This window comes from Bacillus sp. BS1807G30 (genome assembly GCF_040047675.1).
Classification (GTDB): domain Bacteria; phylum Bacillota; class Bacilli; order Bacillales; family Bacillaceae; genus Bacillus; species Bacillus altitudinis.
In genome coordinates, this window is record NZ_CP157353.1 from 1,858,595 (window position 1) to 1,880,233 (window position 21,639).

The window sequence follows — 21,639 nt, forward strand, 5'->3', positions numbered from 1 at the left end:
TTTTAAACAGAAAAGTCAGCTTTCTTTGACGAAAACTGACAAGCCTCTTTTACCTTTTTTCAGGATTCCAGCCATCGCTTCTGCTAAGCACGGATTGAACGGTGATTTGACTTGCTTCGTTTTTTGTTAATATCGTTGACCACTTCACCCGGTTTGCCACATGACTCCCTGCGCCCGTTGATCCATATTCTTGATATCTAGCCGTTCTCTCGTTGTCTTTGTTATCCCAGTTATGCCATCCCTCAGCTTTAATATGTTCATCCATTTTTGTTTGGAGGAACGTGACAGCCGAATGAGGTCTCCACGGACGGCCTAAGTAAACAGATTGAGACGCAGCCGTTCCTTTATTTAATGTGGAATCAATAAAAACGTAGCCATACTTTTGCGCTTCTGTTGTGGATGCCGCTGTAATATACCCATTTCCAAGACTTTTTATTTCAGCTCTTTTAAATACAGCCGTTGCTGAACCAAATATGAAGTCAACCGTGCCCTCGATATAGCAATTTTCATAATATTGTCTTCCTGTGCCTGTGGCATATAGTGTATCTTGATAACCGAGAACACGTACGTGTTTAAACACAGCCCGGTCTCCAGACACATAAAGGGCAACTGCCTGCCCTGCGTTTCGGCCAGCTGTATTTTGAAACGTGATATTTTCTGCGTAAAAATGATTTGCCCGAATCATTGTACTAGAGCTATTGGTTGTGCTCCCGCTGCTTGCATTTGTATCATCATACGTCAGAATCGTCTGATACTGATTTTCTCCAATAAAGGACACATACGGCTTATTTTGCGGAAGAAGAATCTTTTCTTTATACACACCATTTTTAATATATATCGTCGTTTGCTGTTGATTGTTCACTGGTATCGCATCAATGGCAGATTGAACCGTTCGAAATGTCCCATTTCCTTTTTGATCGACAATAAGCACGCGGTTTGTTTGATGGTTGTGTCCAGCTGCTTGCGCATAAGCTGAGTCAAAAAGCAGTAAGGCCAATACCATCATCAGCAGTCGTTTTCCGTACTTCATCACACATCTCCCCCTTATATTGTGAACGTTTTCATTGACGTATTCTTTTTGATCCTATTCAGTTATAAAACAAAAAAAAACAAAAAAACATCCACTGTGTTAGGTTGTGGATGTTTTTTCATATTTCATCGCATAAATTCCTTCATTTTCAATCCATTCACAAAATAGGACGTCTTTATAGGAGGAAATGTGCTGCTTTTTCAATTGCTCTCTCAGCCACGCTTCATCAAATCCAGCTTCCTTTAAATCTTTTCTTAAAATCTCTCCGTCGATAATAAACGTTCTAGGTAATGTGACTTCTTTTCCTTTCACGTTCACATCTTCTGCTGTAGCTGGTGCATACTTCATTTTCGGAAGTACACTCACAGACCCGTCCGTTTCCAAAATGGCAAATTCAATTTCATTAAGAGCAAAATGCCCTTTCGCTCGAATCAGCGTCTGCAGCTGATTTAAATCGAGCATATTTTTCTTTAATCGATTATAGTGAATCTTTCCTTTATCAATCACAAGAGTCGGTCTTCCTTCTAAAAAGGCGCGAATGGATTTGAATTTTTGTGAAAGCCATTCAACTGTGTAGATTAAAACGCCCCAGACTGCAACTGCAAAAAGGATATGTAGCACGTTGACTTCTGGATCAAAAATGGCGTTACCGACCATCTCCCCTAAAATCAGTGCAGAAATAAAATCAAACGGCGTGATTTGTGCAAATTGTGTTTTCCCTAATAGCTTTGTAATGGAAAATAAAGCAAAAAATCCGATAAAGAGTTCAATCAAAATATTTAAAAATGGCACAAATATACCTTCCTTTCTCACTGCATGTACTTACAGCATGTACAGGAAAGGAAGGTTCTAAACCATTTATGAAGGCAGTAAAATAAAGACGTCGTCTTCCTCAAGCGTTTTGTTAGATCCATCATCTAGAATTTCAAATCCCACCATGTCTGAATCATAAAAAGCCATGACCACTCTTTGGTCATGGCTTTTCTCTATATATGGTAAACACCCTTTGTTTGACCTATTTTGGCAGAACCGAACTCCCCATTAAATAACGGTCTACCTCATGCGCCACTTGTCTGCCTTCGTTAATTGCCCAGACAATCAAGCTTTGACCGCGTCTTGCATCTCCCGCTGCAAATACGCCTTCTACATTCGTTGTATATTCCCCATATTTTGCGTCAATCCGATTGTTTTTGCTGTCCACGCCAAAGTGTTTCACTAGCGGCTGTTCAGTTCCCTCAAAACCAATCGCAATAAAGACTAGCTGAGCTGGCCATACCTTCTCTGTTCCTGGAATCTCATGAAATTCAATCTTCCCTTGCTCGTTTTTCACCTTTTCCATTTGAATGGTATGAAGCTCTTTTAACTTCCCATTTTTATCAGCCACAATCTTTGTGGTTTGAATCGAATATTGCCGCGGGTCTTCTCCAAATTTTGCTTGTGCTTCTTCGTAAGCATAATCTAGAGAGAAGACATAAGGCTGTTCTGGCCACATGTTATCCCCTACACGTGTATCTGGAAGCTTTGGATGCTTTCCGAATTGAACAACACTTTTTGCTTTTTGGCGAAGTGCAGTTGCAACGCAGTCAGCACCTGTATCTCCTCCGCCAATCACAATGACGTCTTTCCCTTTTGCGTCAATAAAGTTTTTATCTTTGAATCCTGAATCAAGCATGCTTTTTGTTGCGAGTGTTAAATAATCCATTGCCAGGTGAATCCCTTTTGCTTCCCTGCCTTCAATTAACAGGTCACGCTGCTTTTGTGCACCTGTACAAAGGATAACCGCATCAAATTGCTCTTTCAGTTCATCAGCCGTGATATCCACACCAATTTCTGTATTGGTCACAAAGTCAATGCCTTCTTGTCTTAGCAGTTTAACTCTGCGCTCAACGACTTCTTTGTCGAGCTTCATATTCGGAATACCATAAGTGAGCAACCCACCTAGACGATCAGATCGTTCAAACACGGTTACAGCATGGCCTGCTTGGTTTAGTTGGTCTGCACTTGCCAGTCCTGCTGGTCCTGATCCAACAATGGCAACCTTTTTCCCTGTACGACTTGAAGGAATTCTTGGTGTAATCCAGCCATTTTCAAAGCCTTTATCAATGATCGTCCGTTCGATATTTTTAATCGATACTGCTGGATCATTGATCGCGACGGTACATGAGCCTTCACAAGGTGCTGGACATACTCTCCCAGTAAATTCAGGGAAATTGTTCGTTTTTTGCAGTCTTTCAAGCGCTTCTTTCCATCTGCCCCGGTAGACAAGGTCATTCCATTCTGGAATTAAATTGTAGATCGGGCAGCCAGAAACGCCGCCCCTGATCTCCATTCCAATTTGACAAAACGGTGTTCCGCAATCCATACATCTAGCACCCTGCTGTTTCAATACCTCATCTGTATAAGGAGCTGAATATTCTTTCCAGTCATTTTGACGAGTGAGAGGGTCACGTTCATTTGGCTTTTCTCTTTTATAATCCATAAAACCTGTTGCTTTGCCCATTGTCCTCTCCCCTTTCTTAATGAGCGAGGGCTGCTTTTTGCCCGTTTGCCGTTTCTTTATTTTTCGGTTTTGTGTTTGCTTCAAATGCGAACATAACAGCTTCCTCGTGGCTGAGGCCTGCTTGTTTTTGTTCCTCAATGCTTTGAAGCATCATTTTGTAATTTCTCGGAATGATCTTAATGAATTGATTCTTTTCTTGTGCCCAGTTCTCTAGAAGCGCTGCTGCTTTTGAGCTGTTTGTATAATCAAGATGTTCCTGAATCATTTGCTTCACTTCTTGTTCTTCTTCGTGATCTGTGAGTTTTTCAAACATGATCATTTCCATGTTGCACATTCTTTTGAACTGTTTTGCATCAGATGTATGCACATAAGCGATACCGCCAGACATCCCTGCACCAAAGTTTTTCCCGACGTCACCTAAAATGACAACACGTCCGCCAGTCATGTATTCACAGCCATGATCACCGATTCCTTCAACGACCACATTGACACCTGAATTACGCACGGCAAATCGTTCACCTGCACGGCCGTTAATATACGCTTTTCCGCTTGTTGCGCCGTAAAATGCAACGTTACCGACAATCACGTTCTCATGTCCATTTTGTACAAAGTGATCAGATGTTTTGACAGCAATTTTGCCTCCAGAGAGTCCTTTGCCGATATAGTCATTTGAGTCACCTGTTAAATATAAGGACATCCCCTTTGGAACAAATGCGCCGAAGCTTTGTCCAGCTGAACCAGTGAACCGAAGTGTAATCGTATCCTCTGGCAGACCTTCTTCTCCGTAGCGCTTAGACACTTCACTGCCCGTAATCGTTCCAGCTACACGGTGAATGTTGCGAATGTTTAGTGACAGATCAACCGGTGTTTGATGATCGAGCGCTTCCTGTACATAAGGGAGAATCTCATTCATATCCAGTGATTCATCAATTTTATGATTTTGTGGCGTTCTGAATGTGCGTGCTCCCTCTGGCTGATAAAGCAGGGTTTCAAGGTTCAGCTGTCCTGCTTTCCAGTGTGCTTTTGCTCTTTCACTTACTGATAAAACATCCGTACGCCCAATCAATTCATCCATTGATGTAAAGCCAAGTTCAGCTAAGATTTCTCTTACTTCCTCTGCAATAAACATCATGAAGTTGACAATGTGATCAGGGTCACCCATGAATTTTTTGCGAAGTTCAGGGTTTTGCGTAGCGACACCGACTGGGCAAGTATCTAAATGACATGCTCTCATCATGACGCATCCTAATACGACAAGTGGAGCTGTCGCAAAGCCGTATTCTTCTGCTCCTAAAATCGCAGCCATGACAACGTCGCGTCCTGTCATTAATTTGCCATCCGTCTCAAGAACGACTCGCTCTCGAAGACCGTTTAAGACAAGGGTTTGATGCGCTTCTGCCAATCCAAGCTCCCAAGGAAGTCCTGTATGTTTAATACTTGTTTTCGGAGAAGCCCCAGTACCGCCATCATATCCACTAATCACGATAACATCCGCTGTCCCTTTTGCGACACCTGCTGCAATCGTTCCAACGCCCGCTTTAGAGACAAGCTTGACACTAATGCGCGCGTCACGGTTTGCATTTTTCAAATCATGGATCAGTTGAGCCAAATCCTCGATTGAATAAATATCATGGTGAGGCGGTGGTGAGATCAGCCCAACACCTGGCGTAGAACCGCGTACGTCTGCGACCCAAGGATACACTTTATTTCCTGGCAGCTGTCCGCCTTCTCCAGGCTTTGCACCTTGCGCCATTTTAATTTGCAGTTCATCTGCATTGACTAAGTAATGACTCTTCACGCCAAAGCGGCCAGAAGCAATCTGTTTAATCGCACTTCTGCGATCATCCCCGTGCTCATCTACTGTAAAGCGTGCAGGATCTTCCCCGCCTTCTCCGCTGTTGCTTTTGCCGCCAATTCGGTTCATCGCAATCGCTAGTGCTTCATGCGCTTCTTTACTTAATGAACCAAATGACATCGCACCTGTCTTAAAGCGGCGCACAATGGATTCTGCAGATTCAACTTCTTCCAGACGAACTGGCTTTTGTTTTGAATGAAAAGCAAATAGATTTCTAAGGAAACCAATTCGTTCTTCATCTGCTGCCTTCGTGTATTGCTTAAATAAATCATAATCTTCGTTGCGGCATGCCCACTGAAGGGTATGAATGGTTTTTGGGTTAAAGGCATGATGCTCTCCATTTTTTCTCCACTGGAACTCACTGCCTGATTCTAGTGTTTGATCAGTTGATGCCTGATACCCTGCTTCATGACGAAGCTTTGCTTCACTTGCAATGGTGTCAAGATCAATACCGCCTAGCTGAGAAGCTGTTCCTGTGAAATACGCCTGGATGACATCTTCACTAATGCCGACTGCTTCAAAAATTTGTGCGCCTCGATAGCTTTGGACAGTGGAAATTCCCACTTTAGACATTACTTTAACGACGCCCTCAGTCACACTTTTCCCAAACTTTGTGACAGCTTCATCAAAGCTAATCGCAATCGCTTCTTCAGCAATAAGCTGTTTGTATGTTTCGTAAACGAGGTACGGATGGATCGCATCTGCACCGTAGCCAATCAGTGCGGCAAAATGATGAACCTCTCTTACTTCTCCAGATTCGACGATTAAGCTCACCTTTGTTCGTAAGCCTTGACGCACAAGATGCTGATGAAGTGCACTCAATGCAAGAAGTGGTGGAATCGGCACTTTTTCTTCCGTCATGTCACGATCGGAAAGAATTAGTAAAGATACCCCTTCACGAATGGCTTTTTCTGCCTCTTCAAACATCGCATCAAGACCGCGTTTTAGGTCATCAGTGAAAAGTGTATGAATCGTTTTGCTTTTAAAGGCGTTATGAACAATTGTTTTCAAGCCGTTGAACTGCCCGCTTGTTAAAACAGGTGTATAAAGTTTAATTCTTCGGCATGAATATTCATTTGGATGTAAAATATCTCCTTCTGCACCTAACCAAGTCATGGTCGATGTAACAAGCTGCTCACGAATGGCATCAATCGGCGGATTCGTAACTTGAGCAAACAGCTGTTTGAAATAAGAAAACAGCGACTGTGCACGATCTGATAACACAGCAAGCGGTGTATCACTTCCCATTGAGCCAATTGGGTCCTTTCCTTCTTCGAGTAAAGGAATTAAATACTTTTGAATGTCTTCGTACGTATAATGGAAAGCACGCTGACGCGTTAACAAATCACTCATTATACTAGAATTTTCTGAATTTTCTTCAGAGCGATTGACGTGAACCATTTCTTCATCGAGCCATTTTTGATAAGGAAGTTCATTCGCAATCGAAGATTTCACTTCTTCATCAGAAATAATGCGTCCTTCTTCTAAATCGATTAACAGCATTTTACCTGGTTCAAGACGGTCTTTATACTTCACATCTTCTTCATTCGTGTCGATGACGCCGACTTCAGATGAGAAAATGATATGATCGTCATTTGTCACATAGTATCTCGCAGGTCTTAATCCGTTACGGTCTAAGATGGCGCCGATTTGTTTACCATCCGTAAACGAAATCGCTGTTGGGCCATCCCATGGCTCCATTAACGAACTATGGTATTCATAAAATGCCCGTTTCTCTTTTGACATGTGCGTATTCTCCGTCCACGGCTCAGGAATCAGCATCATCGCTGTATGAGCAGGAGTACGCCCTGCAAGCACGAAAAATTCAAAGGCATTGTCTAAAATGGATGAATCACTTCCGTCTGCATTCAGCACTGGCAAAATCTTGTCTAGATCTTCTCCGAAGGCTTCAGACACGAATTGTTGTTCTCTTGCTCTCATCCAATTGATGTTTCCTCTTAATGTGTTAATTTCTCCGTTATGAATTAAGTAACGGTTTGGATGCGCTCGTTCCCATGTCGGGAATGTATTTGTACTAAATCTTGAATGAACGAGTGAAAATGCAGAAACAAATGTTTCATCCTGTAGATCAAGATAAAAAGCATCAACTTGATCTGATGTTAAAAGCCCCTTATATACAATGGTTTGACTAGACAGGCTGACAAAGTAAAATTGTTTTTCCTCTGCTGTTCCCCAATTTTCAGCCTGCTTACGGATGACATATAATTTTCGTTCAAATGACAAACGGTCTGTTACGTTGTCGTTTGCTCCGATGAACACCTGCCGGACAACCGGACAGCTCTTCGCTGCAACCGTTCCAATTTTCCCAGCATCAACAGGGACCGTTCTCCAGCCAATTAATGTTTGCCCTTCTTGTTTAATGAAGCCGTTGATCTTTTGTTCGATCGCTTGACGCGTTTTGGCATCATCATCTTTTGAAAAGAACACCATTCCTACCCCGTAACGGCCCTTTTCAGGAAGTGCAAAGTCTTGACAGTTCTTTCTAAAAAAAGCGTCTGGCAGTTGTACCATTAAGCCGGCACCATCACCTGTATACGGATCACTGCCTTGCCCGCCGCGGTGATCAAGCTGGCACAGCATTTGCAATCCCTTTTTGACGATGCTATGTGTCGCCTCCCCTTTTAAATGGGCGTACAGTCCGATTCCACATGCATCATGTTCAAATTCAGGACGGTAGAGACCTTGTGGTTGTGGTAGTTGATTATAAGTCATCGTTTCTCTCCCCCGTTTAAAAGATCCGTTTTTTCACAGTAATAAAATCTCACAAACTCTGTAACTTATTTTAAGTTTTCAAATTGATATAAACAATATATAATTTAGATCAAAACAATCTCTTTTTGAGATAGATGGGTGTGAAGTGCAAAAATGGAGCTTCGTCAATTACGTTATTTTGTAGAAGTTGCTGACCGTGAACACGTGTCAGAAGCGGCTGAAAACTTACACGTTGCCCAATCTGCCATCAGCCGGCAGATTGCCAATTTAGAAGAAGAACTTGGAGTGGCTTTATTCGAACGAGAAGGACGAAATATCAAATTAACGAAAATCGGCAGACAATTTTTGGACCATGTCAGAACCGCCCTAAAAGCGATAGATTACGCCAAAGAACAAATTGATGAATACTTAGACCCACACAAAGGGACAGTGAACATTGGATTTCCTACAAGTCTAGCAAGCCAAGTGCTCCCTTCTGTCATTTCCGCATTTAAGCTGGAATATCCAGAGGTCGATTTTTTACTTCGGCAAGGTTCCTATAAGTTTCTGATTGAAGCTGTTAAAAATCGAGACATTGATCTTGCCTTTTTAGGACCCGTCCCGACAAACGATCCTCAAATAGAAGGAAATATCTTGTTTTCCGAAAGCATTTATGCCCTTTTGCCTATTAGTCACCCCTTTAGCGGGCAAAGAAGTATTCATTTAAGTGATTTGAGAAAAGACCATTTCGTTTTGTTTCCTGAAGGATATGTGCTGAGACAAATTGCGGTTGATGCCTGTAAGCAGGCTGGCTATGAGCCTACTATCTCATCTGAAGGAGAAGATTTGGATGCCATTAAAGGTCTCGTGTCAGCGGGTATGGGCGTTACCTTATTACCCGAAAGTGCCTTTTATGAAACAACACCGCGATTTACAGTGAAAATTCCAATTGATTTCCCTCAAGTGAGGAGAACGGTCGGAATTATTGCTTCTAAATCGAGAGAGATGTCTCCTTCTGCCCATGATTTTTATATGTTTGTAAAGGATTTCTTTTCAAAAATTGAACAATATAAATAATTCATTAAAACAAGACATTTCATTTGTAGAAATAATCCCTCTTTGTATATGATGAGTTACAGAACAACAGACTATATGGAAGAAAGGTAATCGTATGAAATCAATTTTATCGTTTTTAAAGCCCTATCGGCTATCCGTTGTGTCCATTGTAATTCTCACCTTTTTAAGCAGTATGCTCCAGCTGTATTTACCGACGCTTACGGCAGATATCGTTGATGTCGGGATCGTCCAAGGAGATGTCGCTTATATATGGAAGGTTGGGGGCTGGATGGTGGCTTGTTCTTTACTTGCCATCTTGCTCACGATTTGGAAGTCCTACTTGTCATCTAAGACAGCTCTAGGCTTCGGGCGTGATATGAGAAGACAGCTGTTTGTGCATGTCGAACAATTCTCATTAGAAGAATTTCAAAAAATCGGGACATCTTCCTTTATTACAAGATCAACAAATGATGTGAAACAAGTTCAAGATGTCACGATCATGATCTTACAAATGATGACACGGGCGCCACTTATGCTCGTTGGTGGAATTATTTTGGCTGTATCTAGAGATGCTGTGTTATCTCTCATCTTTTTAGCAGCTCTTCCCCTTCTTGGCGGGTTCATTTATTTGGTGTCAAGAAAAGCGATCCCCCTCTTTGGACAGCTTCAGAAAAAAACGGACCGGCTGAACTTAATTATGAGAGAGTCGCTTTCAGGCATTCGGGTCATTCGTGCGTTTAACCGAGTAGATGACGAAAAGGAACGTTTTCAAGAAGCCAATACATCGTATAAGGATACTGGCCTTAAGGTCAATCGATTAATGGCGTACTTGTTTCCTTTTATGCTCATCATCATGAACTTCACGAATATCGGCATTGTCTGGATTGGCGCTAATCGGATTGATGCCGGACAGATGGAAGTCGGGAATCTGATCGCCTTCATTCAATATGCGATGATGATTTTAATGGCACTCATTATGCTTTCTATGAGTTTTATTATGGTGCCTAGAGCTCAGGCATCAGCTAAACGGATGAATGAAGTGTTAAATCTAGAACCAAAAATTAAAGACAAAAAAGAAGCTGTCACTAAACTTGATCAGCCGGCCCAGTCCATTCGCTTTGAGAATGTGTCATTTTATTATTCAAATGCTGAAAAACCAGCCGTTCAAGACATGACGTTTGAAGCCAAAAAGGGTGAAACGACGGCGATCATTGGCAGTACAGGTTCCGGGAAAACGACCCTTCTTCAGCTGATGACACGTTTTTATGAAGCAACAGAAGGAAGAATTACATTAGATGGTGTCGATATTAGAGAATTGCCTCAAGAGAAACTGAGAAGTCAGATGGGTTATGTTTCTCAAAAAGCCATTTTATTTAGCGGAACCATTGCTGATAATGTGCGCTTTGGCAAACACGATGCAACAGATGACGAGATTTGGCAGGCACTGCGGACGGCACAGGCCGAAGAATTTGTTTTGCAAAAAGATGGCGGAATTCACGCAGAGATAGACCAAGGGGGTTCGAATCTCTCTGGCGGTCAAAAGCAGCGTCTTTCGATCGCAAGAGCACTCGTAAGAAAACCTGCATTCTACTTGTTTGACGATAGCTTCTCTGCCCTTGATTACAAAACGGATGCAAAACTTCGGTCAGCACTAGAAGCTGAAAAAGAGCATGCTGCTTTGATTATTGTGGCTCAAAGAATCAGCACAGTGAAGCATAGCGATAAAATCATTGTGTTAGATGATGGAAAAATAGCAGGTATCGGTACACATGAACAGTTACTGAAAGATAACCTTGTCTATCAAGAGATAGTCGCATCACAGGAAGGTCAGGAGGTGGAGCAAGGATGAGTAAAAAAATGTCTTCTGGAATGGGACATAAAGGCGGTCACCCAAGGGGCCCAGTACAAAAACCGAAGGAATTTAAAAAAACACTTCTTCGTTTAACGGGCTATTTAAAACCGAGGAAATTTCAGCTGATCGTTGTCCTGATTGCAGCGATCGGTTCAACCGTTTTTAATGTCATCAGTCCAAAATTACTTGGGGATGCCACCTCTTCCCTATTTGAAAGTTTTACACAAGGAACTGGTGTTCAATTTGATGTCATTTCACGCATTTTATTGTTGCTTGTTCTATTATATGTCGTGGCATCTCTCTTCTCATTCGTGCAGCAATATGTAATGGCGGGTGTCTCGCAGCAGACCATTGCTGAACTAAGACAAGAAGCGAGTGACAAACTTACACGTCTCCCTCTTCGTTATTTTGATAAAACAACACACGGAGACACGCTGAGCCGGGTGATGAACGACATTGATAATATTAATACTTCTTTACAGCAGGCACTCACACAAGTGATCACATCTGTTATTACAGTCATTGGAATTGTCGTCATGATGCTTTTCATCAGTCCGCTGCTGACACTGCTTGTTTGTTTGACGCTGCCTCTTAGTTTGTTTGCGATTCGAGGCATTACATCATTTTCGCAAAAGCATTTTAAAGCACAGCAAAAAGAACTAGGGATGATCAATGGACATATTAATGAAATGTTCACAGGACATCAGACGGTTCGTGCGTATGGCTATGAAAAGAAAGCCATTGATACATTTGATCAATTAAACGAACAACTATATGAATCTTCAAGAAAAGCACAATTTATCTCCGGCTTAATGATGCCGATGATGACCTTTATTGGGAATCTTGGCTATGTGGCGGTAAGTGTTGCTGGTGGAATTCTTGTCATTAACGGGAATATTCGTGTTGGGGATGTGCAGGCATTTATCCAATACACACAGCAAATGTCGCAGCCGCTTGTGCAAGCATCCAGTGTTGCAAACTTAGTTCAATCTGCTATCGCTTCTGCTGAACGGGTGTTTGAAATTCTTGATGAGGAAGAAGAACATGCGGAAGAAGATGCAGCGATTGATCTTAAATCCCTTTCTGGAGATGTGGCCTTTGAGCACGTTCACTTCGGTTATGAGAAAGATCAACCCATTATTAAAGATTTGAATTTACAAGTCCGAGAAGGACAAACGGTTGCCATTGTTGGGCCAACAGGCGCTGGAAAAACAACGATTATTAATCTGTTAATGCGCTTTTACGAGCTAGATCAAGGCTCCATTCGCATTGGCGGCGTAAAAACAACCGACCTCAGCCGAGAGCAAGTGCGTGACTTATTTGCGATGGTTCTTCAGGATACATGGCTCTTTGAAGGCACAATTTATGACAACATCGCATATGGTAGACCGCATGTTTCAAAAGAGGATGTATTGAAGGCCGCTAAACATGCCTATGCAGACGATTTCATCCGCACCCTTCCAGATGGATATGACACACTCTTAACAGAAGATGCAGGCAACCTCTCGCAAGGTCAGCGTCAACTGTTAACCATCGCCCGTGCCATCTTATCTGATCCGAAGATATTAATCTTAGATGAAGCAACAAGCAGTGTCGATACACGGACAGAGATGCATATTCAAAAAGCGATGAATGAATTAATGAACGGCAGAACAAGCTTCGTCATTGCACATCGACTTTCAACGATTAAAGATGCCGACCTCATTTTAGTTATGAAAGATGGCACGATCATTGAAAAAGGAACTCATCGTGAGCTTTTGAAAGAAAAAGGTTTTTATGCAGACCTCTATATGAGTCAATTTGCCGAGAACCAAGTCGGTTAAACAGCACCAAAAAGGATAGACAGCATGTAAAAATGCATGTCTATCCTTTTTGTGATACCTTAAGCTTCCCGTTTTCTGACTTTCACACTGAGTTTTGTCATGTAATCCGCTTCATTTTTAGACATCAGAGAATGAAGTAAATACTCCTCAAAGACATCTCCATCCAGTATCATATCCTCTGCTTCGATTTGATCTAATAAACGTGAATAGGCAGTCTCCATCTCTTCATATGTTCCTTGTTGATACATGACTGCATATAGACCCGCTGGCTTTTTGACTGCATCTGGCCCTTCCATTCGGCAAAACAGCCTATCAGACTGATGATAATGACGCTGCAAAAACTGCTCCTTGTTTAAAACAGAACCATTTGCCGCAGCACCTTTAATCCCAATTCCTTTCAGAAATTCTCCTACAATTCGAGAAATTTCTTCTACAGGTGTGTTTGAATCAATCGGGTTTGATGTACTGAGGACGATCGGTTCCTCTGGCAGTTCTTGAAACAAGACCTCCCCTGTTTTCACTGATGATAATTCATTCGTTGTCTCGATCACACGAAAAAGAAAAGATTGAATATCCTGTAGTTTTTGGATCTCCTCTCCGACCTTTTCTGCTTGCTCAATCGCCAGGCTTTGCAATTTATCTTGAGAAGGCTCAGTAAAGTATTGTTTTAATTGCTTGATCGGAAATTGAACAGCACGAAGGGATTGAATGGCCATGAAATGGTCAAATTGTTCAAATGTATAATAACGGTATCCATTTTCCTGAACACCTGCCGGCTTAAACAAATCGATTTTATCATAATAGAGCAGTGTATCTTTTTTCACTTCAAATAATGCCGCAAATTCTCCAGTTAAAAATGTTTTTTGACCATCGCTCATCATTTTTAGGGCTCCTTTCTTGACTATGGAGTTACTCCATCCTTTATGATAACATGCATAAACACCACGTATGTGGAGAAAGGATTTACACATGAACAAAATCGCACAAGATCAAGTCACATTATCACTTGCAAATCAAGAAGACTTCCCTTTGATGAAAAAGGAACTGCAAGATGCTTTCACTGCTGGCATCATTGATGCATTTGGGGATGCAGAAGGTGGACCAATTCCTCCTGATGAGTCGATTGATGAATCTTTTTATTCGACAGAGAACCTTGTCTATCATATTTTACTAAATGGACAAAAGGCAGGAGGGGTTGTTTTAAAAATCAACCATCACACACACCGCAATTCGGTGGACCTGTTATATATCTCTTCATCATCTCACAGCCGAGGCATTGGTCAGGCAGCATGGAAAGCCATTGAGGCGCAATATCCAGAAACGAAGGTGTGGGAAGTTGTCACTCCTTATTTTGAAAAGCGCAACATTCATTTTTATGTGAACAAATGCGGGTTTCAGATTGTTGAGTTTTATCACTTACACCATCCAGATCCGAGCTTCCCTCATGAGAAGGATCAAGAAAATGACCCTTTAGCGCCTGAGGCATTTGAATTTTTCAAATTTGAGAAAGTCATGAAAAAAGATTGTTCAAGTTCATAAAAAAACTCCCTCTTATGGGGAGTTTCAGATTGTTGACAAAGGGCTAAAATGGACTTTATTTTAGCCCTTTGTCTTCTTTTTCAAGAGTTGTCAGTGCTTCAGCATCGTTTCCATGTCGTTCCCTTTTTTCTCTCTTTTTTTATCATACACTAAAGAACACTACCCCAAGGAGAAAGGTAGTGTTCGTTACATTCATTTTAGCTTCTAATCTGACCATCACCAGACAGAAGCAGCTTTGTTGTTGTCAGTGCAGGAAGTCCCATTGGCCCTCTTGCGTGCAGTTTTTGAGTAGAAATGCCAATTTCAGCGCCATATCCTAGTGCACCGCCATCTGTAAAACGTGTAGATGCGTTATGGTAAACAGCGGCCGCATCGACTTCGTTTAGAAAGATTTGTGCGTTTTTTTCATCCTCTGTTACGATGGCTTCTGAATGTTTGGTCCCGTACTGATCAATGTGGTGAATGGCGTCCTCAATTGAGTCAACCACTTTCACCGCAAGATCCAGACTTAAATACTCATCTGTCCAATCTACTTCCTCCGCAGGAACCGCTTCGGAAAAGAAAGGTTGAGCGTCTTGATCTCCATGCACAGTGACTTGGTGCTGAAGCAGTGCTTCATTCAATGCTGCACCATTTTCTTTCAGCCAATCGCGATGAACGATCAGAGTCTCAAGCGCATTACAAACGGCCGGGCGATTTGTTTTCGCATTGATAACAATCTGAATGGCTTTTTCCACATTCGCTGTTTGATCAACAAAAACATGGCAGTTCCCTGTCCCTGTTTCAAGAACTGGAATGGTCGATTCTTCTACAACTGTTTTGATTAAAGAAGCCCCGCCTCTCGGAATTAAAACATCTATCCATTCTTTTAGATGAAACATCGCTTGAACCGATGAACGGTCTGTTTGTTCAATAAACTGTACCGCATCACGAGGAATCTTTGTTTGATCCAATGCCTCATGAATGACGCGGACGATGGCTTTGTTGGAAGAAATAGCGGAGGAACCGCCTTTTAAAATCACTGAGTTGCCTGCCTTAAGGGCAAGCCCTGCTGCATCGACAGTGACATTCGGTCTCGCTTCATAGATCATCCCGATCACGCCGAGCGGTACTCTTCGGCTTTTCACATGTAAGCCGTTTTCAAGAGTCCATTCATCCAATATTTCTCCAACAGGATCTGTTAATCTCGTCACAAGCCGCAAACTTTCCGCAAACTCATGAATTCTCTCTTCATTTAACATTAATCGATCCATTAATGCTTCAGAGAAGCCCTTTTCTTTTCCTGCCTCTAAATCCTTTTGATTTTCCTGTAAAATAAAACCGCTTTGCTGTTCGAGTGTTTCTGCTATTTTCAGCAGCGCCTCATTTTTTTCCTCTGTTTGAAGTAAACCTAGTTTTTTTGATACGTGCTTTGCTTTTTTCGCTTTTTCTTTGACCGATGTGACAACTTCAGCTGTCAGTGTCATGAAATTCCTCCCTTATGATTAGCAAACTGGTATTGATAAATCTAAATGACAAACAAATGCTTCAAGATCTACGACATGCACCACTTCATCCTGTAGCAAGTCACCGTTCAGTGCGAGTTCGTCGGACGCATAATTGACAATGCCAAGCCCTATTTCTCTTTCATCTTGATCTAAAATACGGACAACATCGCCTTTTTTAAACGAACCCTTTACATCGACTATGCCGTCAGAATCCAGACTTTTCTCACGATGCATGAGAAGCTCCTGTGTTTTTTCTTGAACAACGATTTCGCCTTTTGGGCCAGAATGAAAAGCAATCCACTGTTTTTTATAATTCAGCGGCGCTAAATTTTCGTCAGCTGTAAAATAAGTGCCGTCCTCTGTCCCATTGATGGCTTTGTCTAAAATGTGAGGCGTATCGGCTTTTCCCAAAAAGCCATTGATGCCTGCGGCCATTGAAATTTTAAAAGCATCGAGTTTTGATTTCATTCCGCCTGTGCCAACGCTGCTTCCCGCATCTCCAGCGGCTGCTTCGATGTCTTCTGTGATTTCTGTGACTTCGAGAATTCTCTTCGCATTCGGATTTGTATGAGGGTTATCTTCATACAAGCCGTCAATATCAGATAAAATAGCGAGGAAATCCGCATCAATCAGTCCAGCTACTTTTGCAGACAATGTATCATTATCTCCAAACTTCAAACGATTGATCGTCACTGTATCATTTTCATTAATAATCGGGATGATCCCTCGATCTAATAACACATTCATTGTATTTCGCACATTTTGATAGCGCGTTTCATCTGAAAAATCGCTTCTTGTAATTAATAGCTGTGAAGCAATATAACCGTGCGATAAAAATAAAGTAGAATATGACTCCATTAAAAGCCCTTGCCCTATTGAGGCTGACGCCTGTTTTTCTGGCAGTGTTTTCGGTCTATCAATAAATCCTAATTTTCGGTAACCAGCTGCAACCGCACCAGATGAGACCAAAATGACTTCGTGTCCTTCATCTTTGAGTTTTACAATTTGATTGACGAGGTTTTCTAGTTTTTTTAAACTAATCTCACCTTGAAAGCTAGTAAGAGAGCTGCTTCCGATTTTCACAACAATTCGTTTTCTCTCTTTATCTGCGTACACCTTATCACTCCTGTATTGAGGCTCTATTTATATCGTTACTTTTTGTTTTTGCTGTTCACTTATTTCTTTTGATCGATTGGCGGCATGTTTGACGGCCTGCTTGATGGCTTCTCCTCCGCCAAAATCATCTAATGCATCTAGTCCTGCAGCAGTTGTTCCATTAGGTGACGTAATTTTTTCTCTGAGGACAGAAGGGTTTTCAGCTGTTTCTTGCAGCATCTTCGCTGCACCGAGAAGTGTCTGTGTACCGATTTGACGGGACATTTCTTTTGATAAGCCAGCTTCTTCTCCAGCTTCTTCGATTCTTTCCATTAAGAAATAAAAATAAGCTGGACCGCTTCCGGCAATTCCTGTGAAAATATCCATTTGCTCTTCCTGAATGGTATACACTTCTCCCATTTCAGATAAAAGAGCCCGACTCGTGCTTACATGTTCATTTTTCACATAACGTCCAGCAGATAAAGCGGTCGCCGACGCCCCAATCGTACTTGACGTATTTGGCATTACTCGCATAACAGGCTGCCCTTCATGCAGCATGTCTTCAATATACGATGATTTCACACCTGCAAGTACAGACAGGATGAGCTGATCTTTCTGAATATGAGGTTTTAATGATTCAAGTGCTGTTTCAGCATCCTTTGGCTTCATCGCCAGGATCAACATATCCATTTCTTCAAAAGGAAATGAATCCATTGTGGCTGTTTGGATTCCGTAGCGTTTCGTTAGTTCGTTTAATCGCTGCTTATTTTGCTTGTTTGTTGCGTAAATTTGGCTGAGCGGCATCTGACCTGATCGCACAATACCTGCAATCATTCCTTCCGCCATAGAACCTGCTCCAATGAAAGCAACTTTCTTTTGATCAATGATATTGATCCTCTCCCTTGTTCGCTTTTTGTTCGTGTTTTTCGCACGTTAGTTATCGTAACATGATGAGAAATCGTGTCAAGAAAGAGCCAGCGCTTTTCAAAAGTCCCGAATACACGCTGAACAGCTTGCGGTATGTATGTTAGCCGTGTTTTTTTAAATCATCAATTTAGATCAAAAGAACTATATAGATTTGAATCATAGTACCCTTTCGTTCGACTGAATTCACCATTTTATTTTTGGTTTCGGTGACTTCAATTCTAGTTTTTAGAAAGCGCTATCATTTTTGATGACTTTCTATTTTCCTATAGGATGAATGTGTTTGAATCTTTCGATTAGACTATTGACATATTTTAGAAAACATGTCCGTTGAAATGCGTTTTTCGTGGTGATACCGTGAAAGGGAAATCAAGTGAAAAAGGAGCGTTCATAATGAAAGTAAAAGAAAATTACGTCAATGTCATCCCAATGAAAGAAATCCGATCTACTGATGACCTTCTTTTCCCATTCCCTATCTACAATGAATTACGATCGCAGGGTGATATTCGATACGATGAAACGAGAAAGTGCTGGGATCTCTTTCGATATGCTGATATTCAGTCCGTTCTGAAGCAGCCAAAAGTGTTTTCATCACAGCGAGGAAGAAGTACATCTAAAACGAGTATTTTAACAATGGACCCTCCAAAACATACCAAAATGAGAGCACTCGTCAATAAAGCCTTCACGCCAAAAGCGATCAAACAAATAGAAGAAAAGATCAAAGACTTGACCCATGATCTATTACATCAAGTAAAGGATCAACGGACCTTCGATATTGTGCAAGATCTGGCTGCTCCCCTACCTGTCATGATCATCGCCGAGCTTCTCGGTGCAGAAGTGAAAGACAGAGAGCTGATCAAAAAACATTCAGATGCTCTAGTTGCAGGAGCCAAAGATGATTCAAAAGAAGCTATTCAAGCCGTTGTCGACATGCAAAAACAAGCAGAAAAAGAGCTGTCAGCGTACTTTGCTCATTTGATCCAAAAACGAAAAGAAACACCAGCCGATGATTTAATCTCCCTTCTCATCCAAGCGGAAATTGACGGTGAGCGTTTATCAGAAAATGAACTGCTTGGCTTTTGTATACTCTTACTCGTTGCTGGTAATGAAACAACGACTAATTTAATCACAAATGCCGTACGACTTTTAACAGAACAGCCGCATATCGCCGAATCAGTGCGGCAAGACCTGTCTCTCATTCCTCAATTGACGGAGGAAACGCTGCGCTATTATCCGCCTGTTCAAGCGATTGGGCGAGTTGCAGCAGAGGATGTTCAGATTGCCGGTTCTCACATTGAAAAAGGAGACTATCTCATCAGCTGGGTGGCATCTGCGAATCGTGATGAACGGAAGTTTGACGATCCAGATACGTTTCGTCTTGACAGAAAATCAAATCCGCATTTGAGCTTTGGCTTCGGCATCCATTTTTGTCTTGGTGCTCCTCTCGCCCGGCTTGAGGCTCATCTAGCACTTGAGATTTTACTCCGTACGTTTCGAGAAATCACCCGTGCGGCAGATCAGCTGAAACCAATTCAAAGCACGTTTGTTTTTGGGGTCAAAGAATTCCCTGTGCAGGTCACCCGTTTTTAAAAGCCCCTTTCATCAGGGGCTTTTTTTCATATGCTTATCCTTACCTTCCTGGTCTGAACATGCTAAAATAAAATCCATATGTACAGTGATCACGGAATTCGGAAAGGAAGCTAAACGTATGACCGATTACACAGCAATGAAAGACGGAATATTCAAATCAGTTTGTTCGTTAGATTGCCCTGATCAGTGCGGTCTTTTAATACATAAAGAGAACGGAAAGATCGTTAAAGTTCAAGGAGATCCAGATCATCCAGTCACTCAAGGAAACATTTGCAATAAAGTGCGGAATGTCACAGCTCGTTTATATGATGAAAAACGTCTGACAACACCATTAAAACGTGTAGGTCAAAAAGGTGACCGGCAGTTTGCACCAATTACGTGGGAAGAAGCGATTGAAACCATTCGTCAAAAATGGACAAAGCTGATCGAAGAAAAAGGACCAGAAAGCATTTTGCCTTACAGCTTCTATGGGAATATGGGGAATCTTAATGCAGAAGGAATGGACCGCCGCTTTTTCTATCGACTTGGCTCAAGTCAGCTAGACCGAACCATTTGTCAGTCAGCCGGAACAACTGGCTATAAATATACAATGGGCGCAAGCATTGGGACAGACCCAGAAGAAACCATTCATACAAAACTATTTATCTTTTGGGGCATCAATGCGGTTTCAACCAATATGCATCAAATCACGTTGGCACAAAAAGCTCGAAAGCAAGGAGCCAAAATTGTCGTCATTGATGTGCACAAAAACCAAACGGGCCGGATGGCAGATTGGTTCATTCCGCTTCGCCCTGGCACTGACAGTGCGCTAGCTCTTGGGATCATGCATGTCCTTTTTAAAGAAGACCGCACAGATGCGTCATTTTTAGAGACTTACACGGTCGGTCACAATGAACTTCGCGAGCATGTGAAGCAGTATGATCCAGAAACGGTTGAACAAATCACGGGTGTCCCTAAAGAAGACATTGTCTCACTTGCGAGAATGTACGCAGAGACAACGCCGTCTCTCATTCGTATTGGCAATGGGCTTCAGCATCACGATAATGGCGGCATGAGTATTCGAACCATCTCCTGCCTCCCTGCCCTCACCGGTCAATGGCTGCACAAAGGCGGCGGTGCGATGAAATCGAACTCTTCTTTTCTTAGTTATAATGAAACCGCTCTTCAGCGACCGGAATTATTAAAGGAGCGCGAACCTAGAACATTTAATATGAATCAGCTGGGCAGCGTGCTAACGAACGCAGAACCTTCAATTGATTCTCTTTTTGTCTACTCTTGCAACCCGGCTGTTGTGACACCTGAAGCAAATAAAGTAAGAGACGGTTTGATGCGGGAAGACTTATTTACGGTTGTCCATGACTTGTTCATGACAGAGACAGCTACTTATGCGGATATTGTTCTGCCAGCGACCTCTGCCTTTGAAAACGAGGATTTTTATACTTCTTACTGGCATCATTACATTCAAATTCAAGAACCTGTTATTGAACGTTATGGAGAAAGCAAATCAAACACAGAAGTGTTTCGTCTTTTGGCTCATGCGATGGGCTTTGAAGATGAAGCCTTTAAAGACACAGATGCGGAACTAATGGAACAAGCTCTTCATCATCCTGAAAACCCGCACTATGAAAACATTTCATATCAAGCGTTAAAAGAGAAAAAGTGGATCAAAGCAAAACGAGGGCCTTTCGAAGATTTAAAGCTCCCTACCCCAAGCGGGAAAATTGAACTTTACTCTGAACAAATGAAAAAAGATGGATATCCAGCCCTTCCAACCTATGTACCTTTATTCAAGGAAAGTGATTATCCACTAACGTTTATACCGGGACCAAACCATAATTTTCTTAATTCCACCTTCTCTCTTCATGAGAAGCATCAAAAGCTTGAGAAATGTCCGAAGCTTCATATGAATGAACAAGATGCAAAAGAAAGACAGATTGAAGATGGGGACATGGTTCGTGTGCTGAATGATCGAGGAGAATGCGAGCTGATCGTGTCAGTCGGACAAAATGTGTTATCTGGTGTTGTTGTCAGTCAGGGATTATGGGCAGACCAAAAAGGCAAAAAACATTTGGTGAATGGCCTCACGCCTGATCGTTTGGCAGATATGGGCGGTGGTGCGACGTTCTTTTCCGGCAGAGTCGAAGTTGAAAAATTATGATAGAAAAAGCCAGGAGTT

At 42.0% G+C, this 21,639-nt stretch carries 14 protein-coding genes; 6 read left to right on the top strand and 8 right to left on the bottom strand.

The genetic code is table 11. The annotated features are described in order from the left end of the window. Positions 1-49 precede the first annotated feature (49 nt). From ABG082_RS09440 to gltB, 4 genes are all read right to left on the bottom strand, one after another. On the bottom strand, positions 50-1,030 hold the full coding sequence (locus ABG082_RS09440) for a pectinesterase family protein (protein ID WP_348936812.1): 981 nt from the start codon (positions 1,028-1,030) through the stop codon (positions 50-52). A gap of 99 nt (positions 1,031-1,129) precedes the next feature. Then, positions 1,130-1,822, bottom strand: coding sequence for a DUF421 domain-containing protein (locus ABG082_RS09445; RefSeq protein ID WP_272511609.1), 693 nt, complete (start codon positions 1,820-1,822; stop codon positions 1,130-1,132). 223 nt (positions 1,823-2,045) lie between these two features. Beyond that, entirely contained in the window at positions 2,046-3,530 is a 1,485-nt protein-coding gene (gene gltD, locus ABG082_RS09450; protein ID WP_348936813.1) for a glutamate synthase small subunit, read from the bottom strand. A 16-nt stretch (positions 3,531-3,546) separates the two neighbouring features. After that, positions 3,547-8,118 (bottom strand): glutamate synthase large subunit, encoded by a 4,572-nt coding sequence (gltB, locus tag ABG082_RS09455; protein WP_272511610.1) that lies wholly within the window; start codon positions 8,116-8,118, stop codon positions 3,547-3,549. 153 nt (positions 8,119-8,271) lie between these two features. Here gltB and ABG082_RS09460 point away from each other — a divergent pair, with 153 nt between their 5' ends. From ABG082_RS09460 to ABG082_RS09470, 3 genes are all read left to right on the top strand, one after another. Beyond that, complete coding sequence (locus ABG082_RS09460; RefSeq protein ID WP_024718330.1) at positions 8,272-9,174, top strand: LysR family transcriptional regulator; 903 nt, start codon at positions 8,272-8,274, stop codon at positions 9,172-9,174. A gap of 94 nt (positions 9,175-9,268) precedes the next feature. Beyond that, a complete protein-coding gene (locus ABG082_RS09465) occupies positions 9,269-11,002 on the top strand; it encodes an ABC transporter ATP-binding protein (protein WP_348936034.1) in 1,734 nt (577 codons plus the stop codon). Beyond that, positions 10,999-12,828: an ABC transporter ATP-binding protein gene (locus ABG082_RS09470; RefSeq protein ID WP_125590408.1), complete on the top strand. Its 1,830-nt coding sequence runs from the start codon at positions 10,999-11,001 to the stop codon at positions 12,826-12,828. The genes ABG082_RS09465 and ABG082_RS09470 overlap by 4 nt, the downstream gene beginning before the upstream one ends. A gap of 59 nt (positions 12,829-12,887) precedes the next feature. Here the strand turns inward: ABG082_RS09470 and ABG082_RS09475 are convergent, their stop codons facing one another. Beyond that, entirely contained in the window at positions 12,888-13,709 is an 822-nt protein-coding gene (locus ABG082_RS09475; protein ID WP_224558374.1) for a MerR family transcriptional regulator, read from the bottom strand. A gap of 88 nt (positions 13,710-13,797) precedes the next feature. On the opposite strand from ABG082_RS09475, the gene ABG082_RS09480 reads away from it, so the two are divergent. Further along, the gene (locus ABG082_RS09480) at positions 13,798-14,367 is read left to right on the top strand and encodes a GNAT family N-acetyltransferase (RefSeq protein ID WP_224558375.1); all 570 of its coding nucleotides are present in this window, start codon (positions 13,798-13,800) and stop codon (positions 14,365-14,367) included. 197 nt (positions 14,368-14,564) lie between these two features. On the opposite strand, the gene ABG082_RS09485 is transcribed toward ABG082_RS09480, so the two are convergent. Genes ABG082_RS09485 through proC form a run of 3 tightly spaced genes read right to left on the bottom strand, consistent with a single transcriptional unit; the run spans position 14,565 to position 17,843 of the window. After that, positions 14,565-15,833 (bottom strand): glutamate-5-semialdehyde dehydrogenase, encoded by a 1,269-nt coding sequence (locus tag ABG082_RS09485; RefSeq protein ID WP_019743321.1) that lies wholly within the window; start codon positions 15,831-15,833, stop codon positions 14,565-14,567. Positions 15,834-15,851: 18 nt separating this feature from the next. Continuing rightward, a complete protein-coding gene (proB, locus tag ABG082_RS09490) occupies positions 15,852-16,970 on the bottom strand; it encodes a glutamate 5-kinase (RefSeq protein WP_019743320.1) in 1,119 nt (372 codons plus the stop codon). 27 nt (positions 16,971-16,997) lie between these two features. Next, positions 16,998-17,843: a pyrroline-5-carboxylate reductase gene (gene proC / locus ABG082_RS09495; protein ID WP_135227083.1), complete on the bottom strand. Its 846-nt coding sequence runs from the start codon at positions 17,841-17,843 to the stop codon at positions 16,998-17,000. A gap of 423 nt (positions 17,844-18,266) precedes the next feature. Between proC and ABG082_RS09500 the strand changes: the two genes are divergently transcribed. Further along, positions 18,267-19,463, top strand: a complete 1,197-nt coding sequence (locus tag ABG082_RS09500; RefSeq protein WP_317327483.1) for a cytochrome P450 — start codon at positions 18,267-18,269, stop codon at positions 19,461-19,463. A 118-nt stretch (positions 19,464-19,581) separates the two neighbouring features. Further along, on the top strand, positions 19,582-21,621 hold the full coding sequence (locus ABG082_RS09505; protein ID WP_348936035.1) for a molybdopterin oxidoreductase family protein: 2,040 nt from the start codon (positions 19,582-19,584) through the stop codon (positions 21,619-21,621). Positions 21,622-21,639 lie beyond the last annotated feature (18 nt).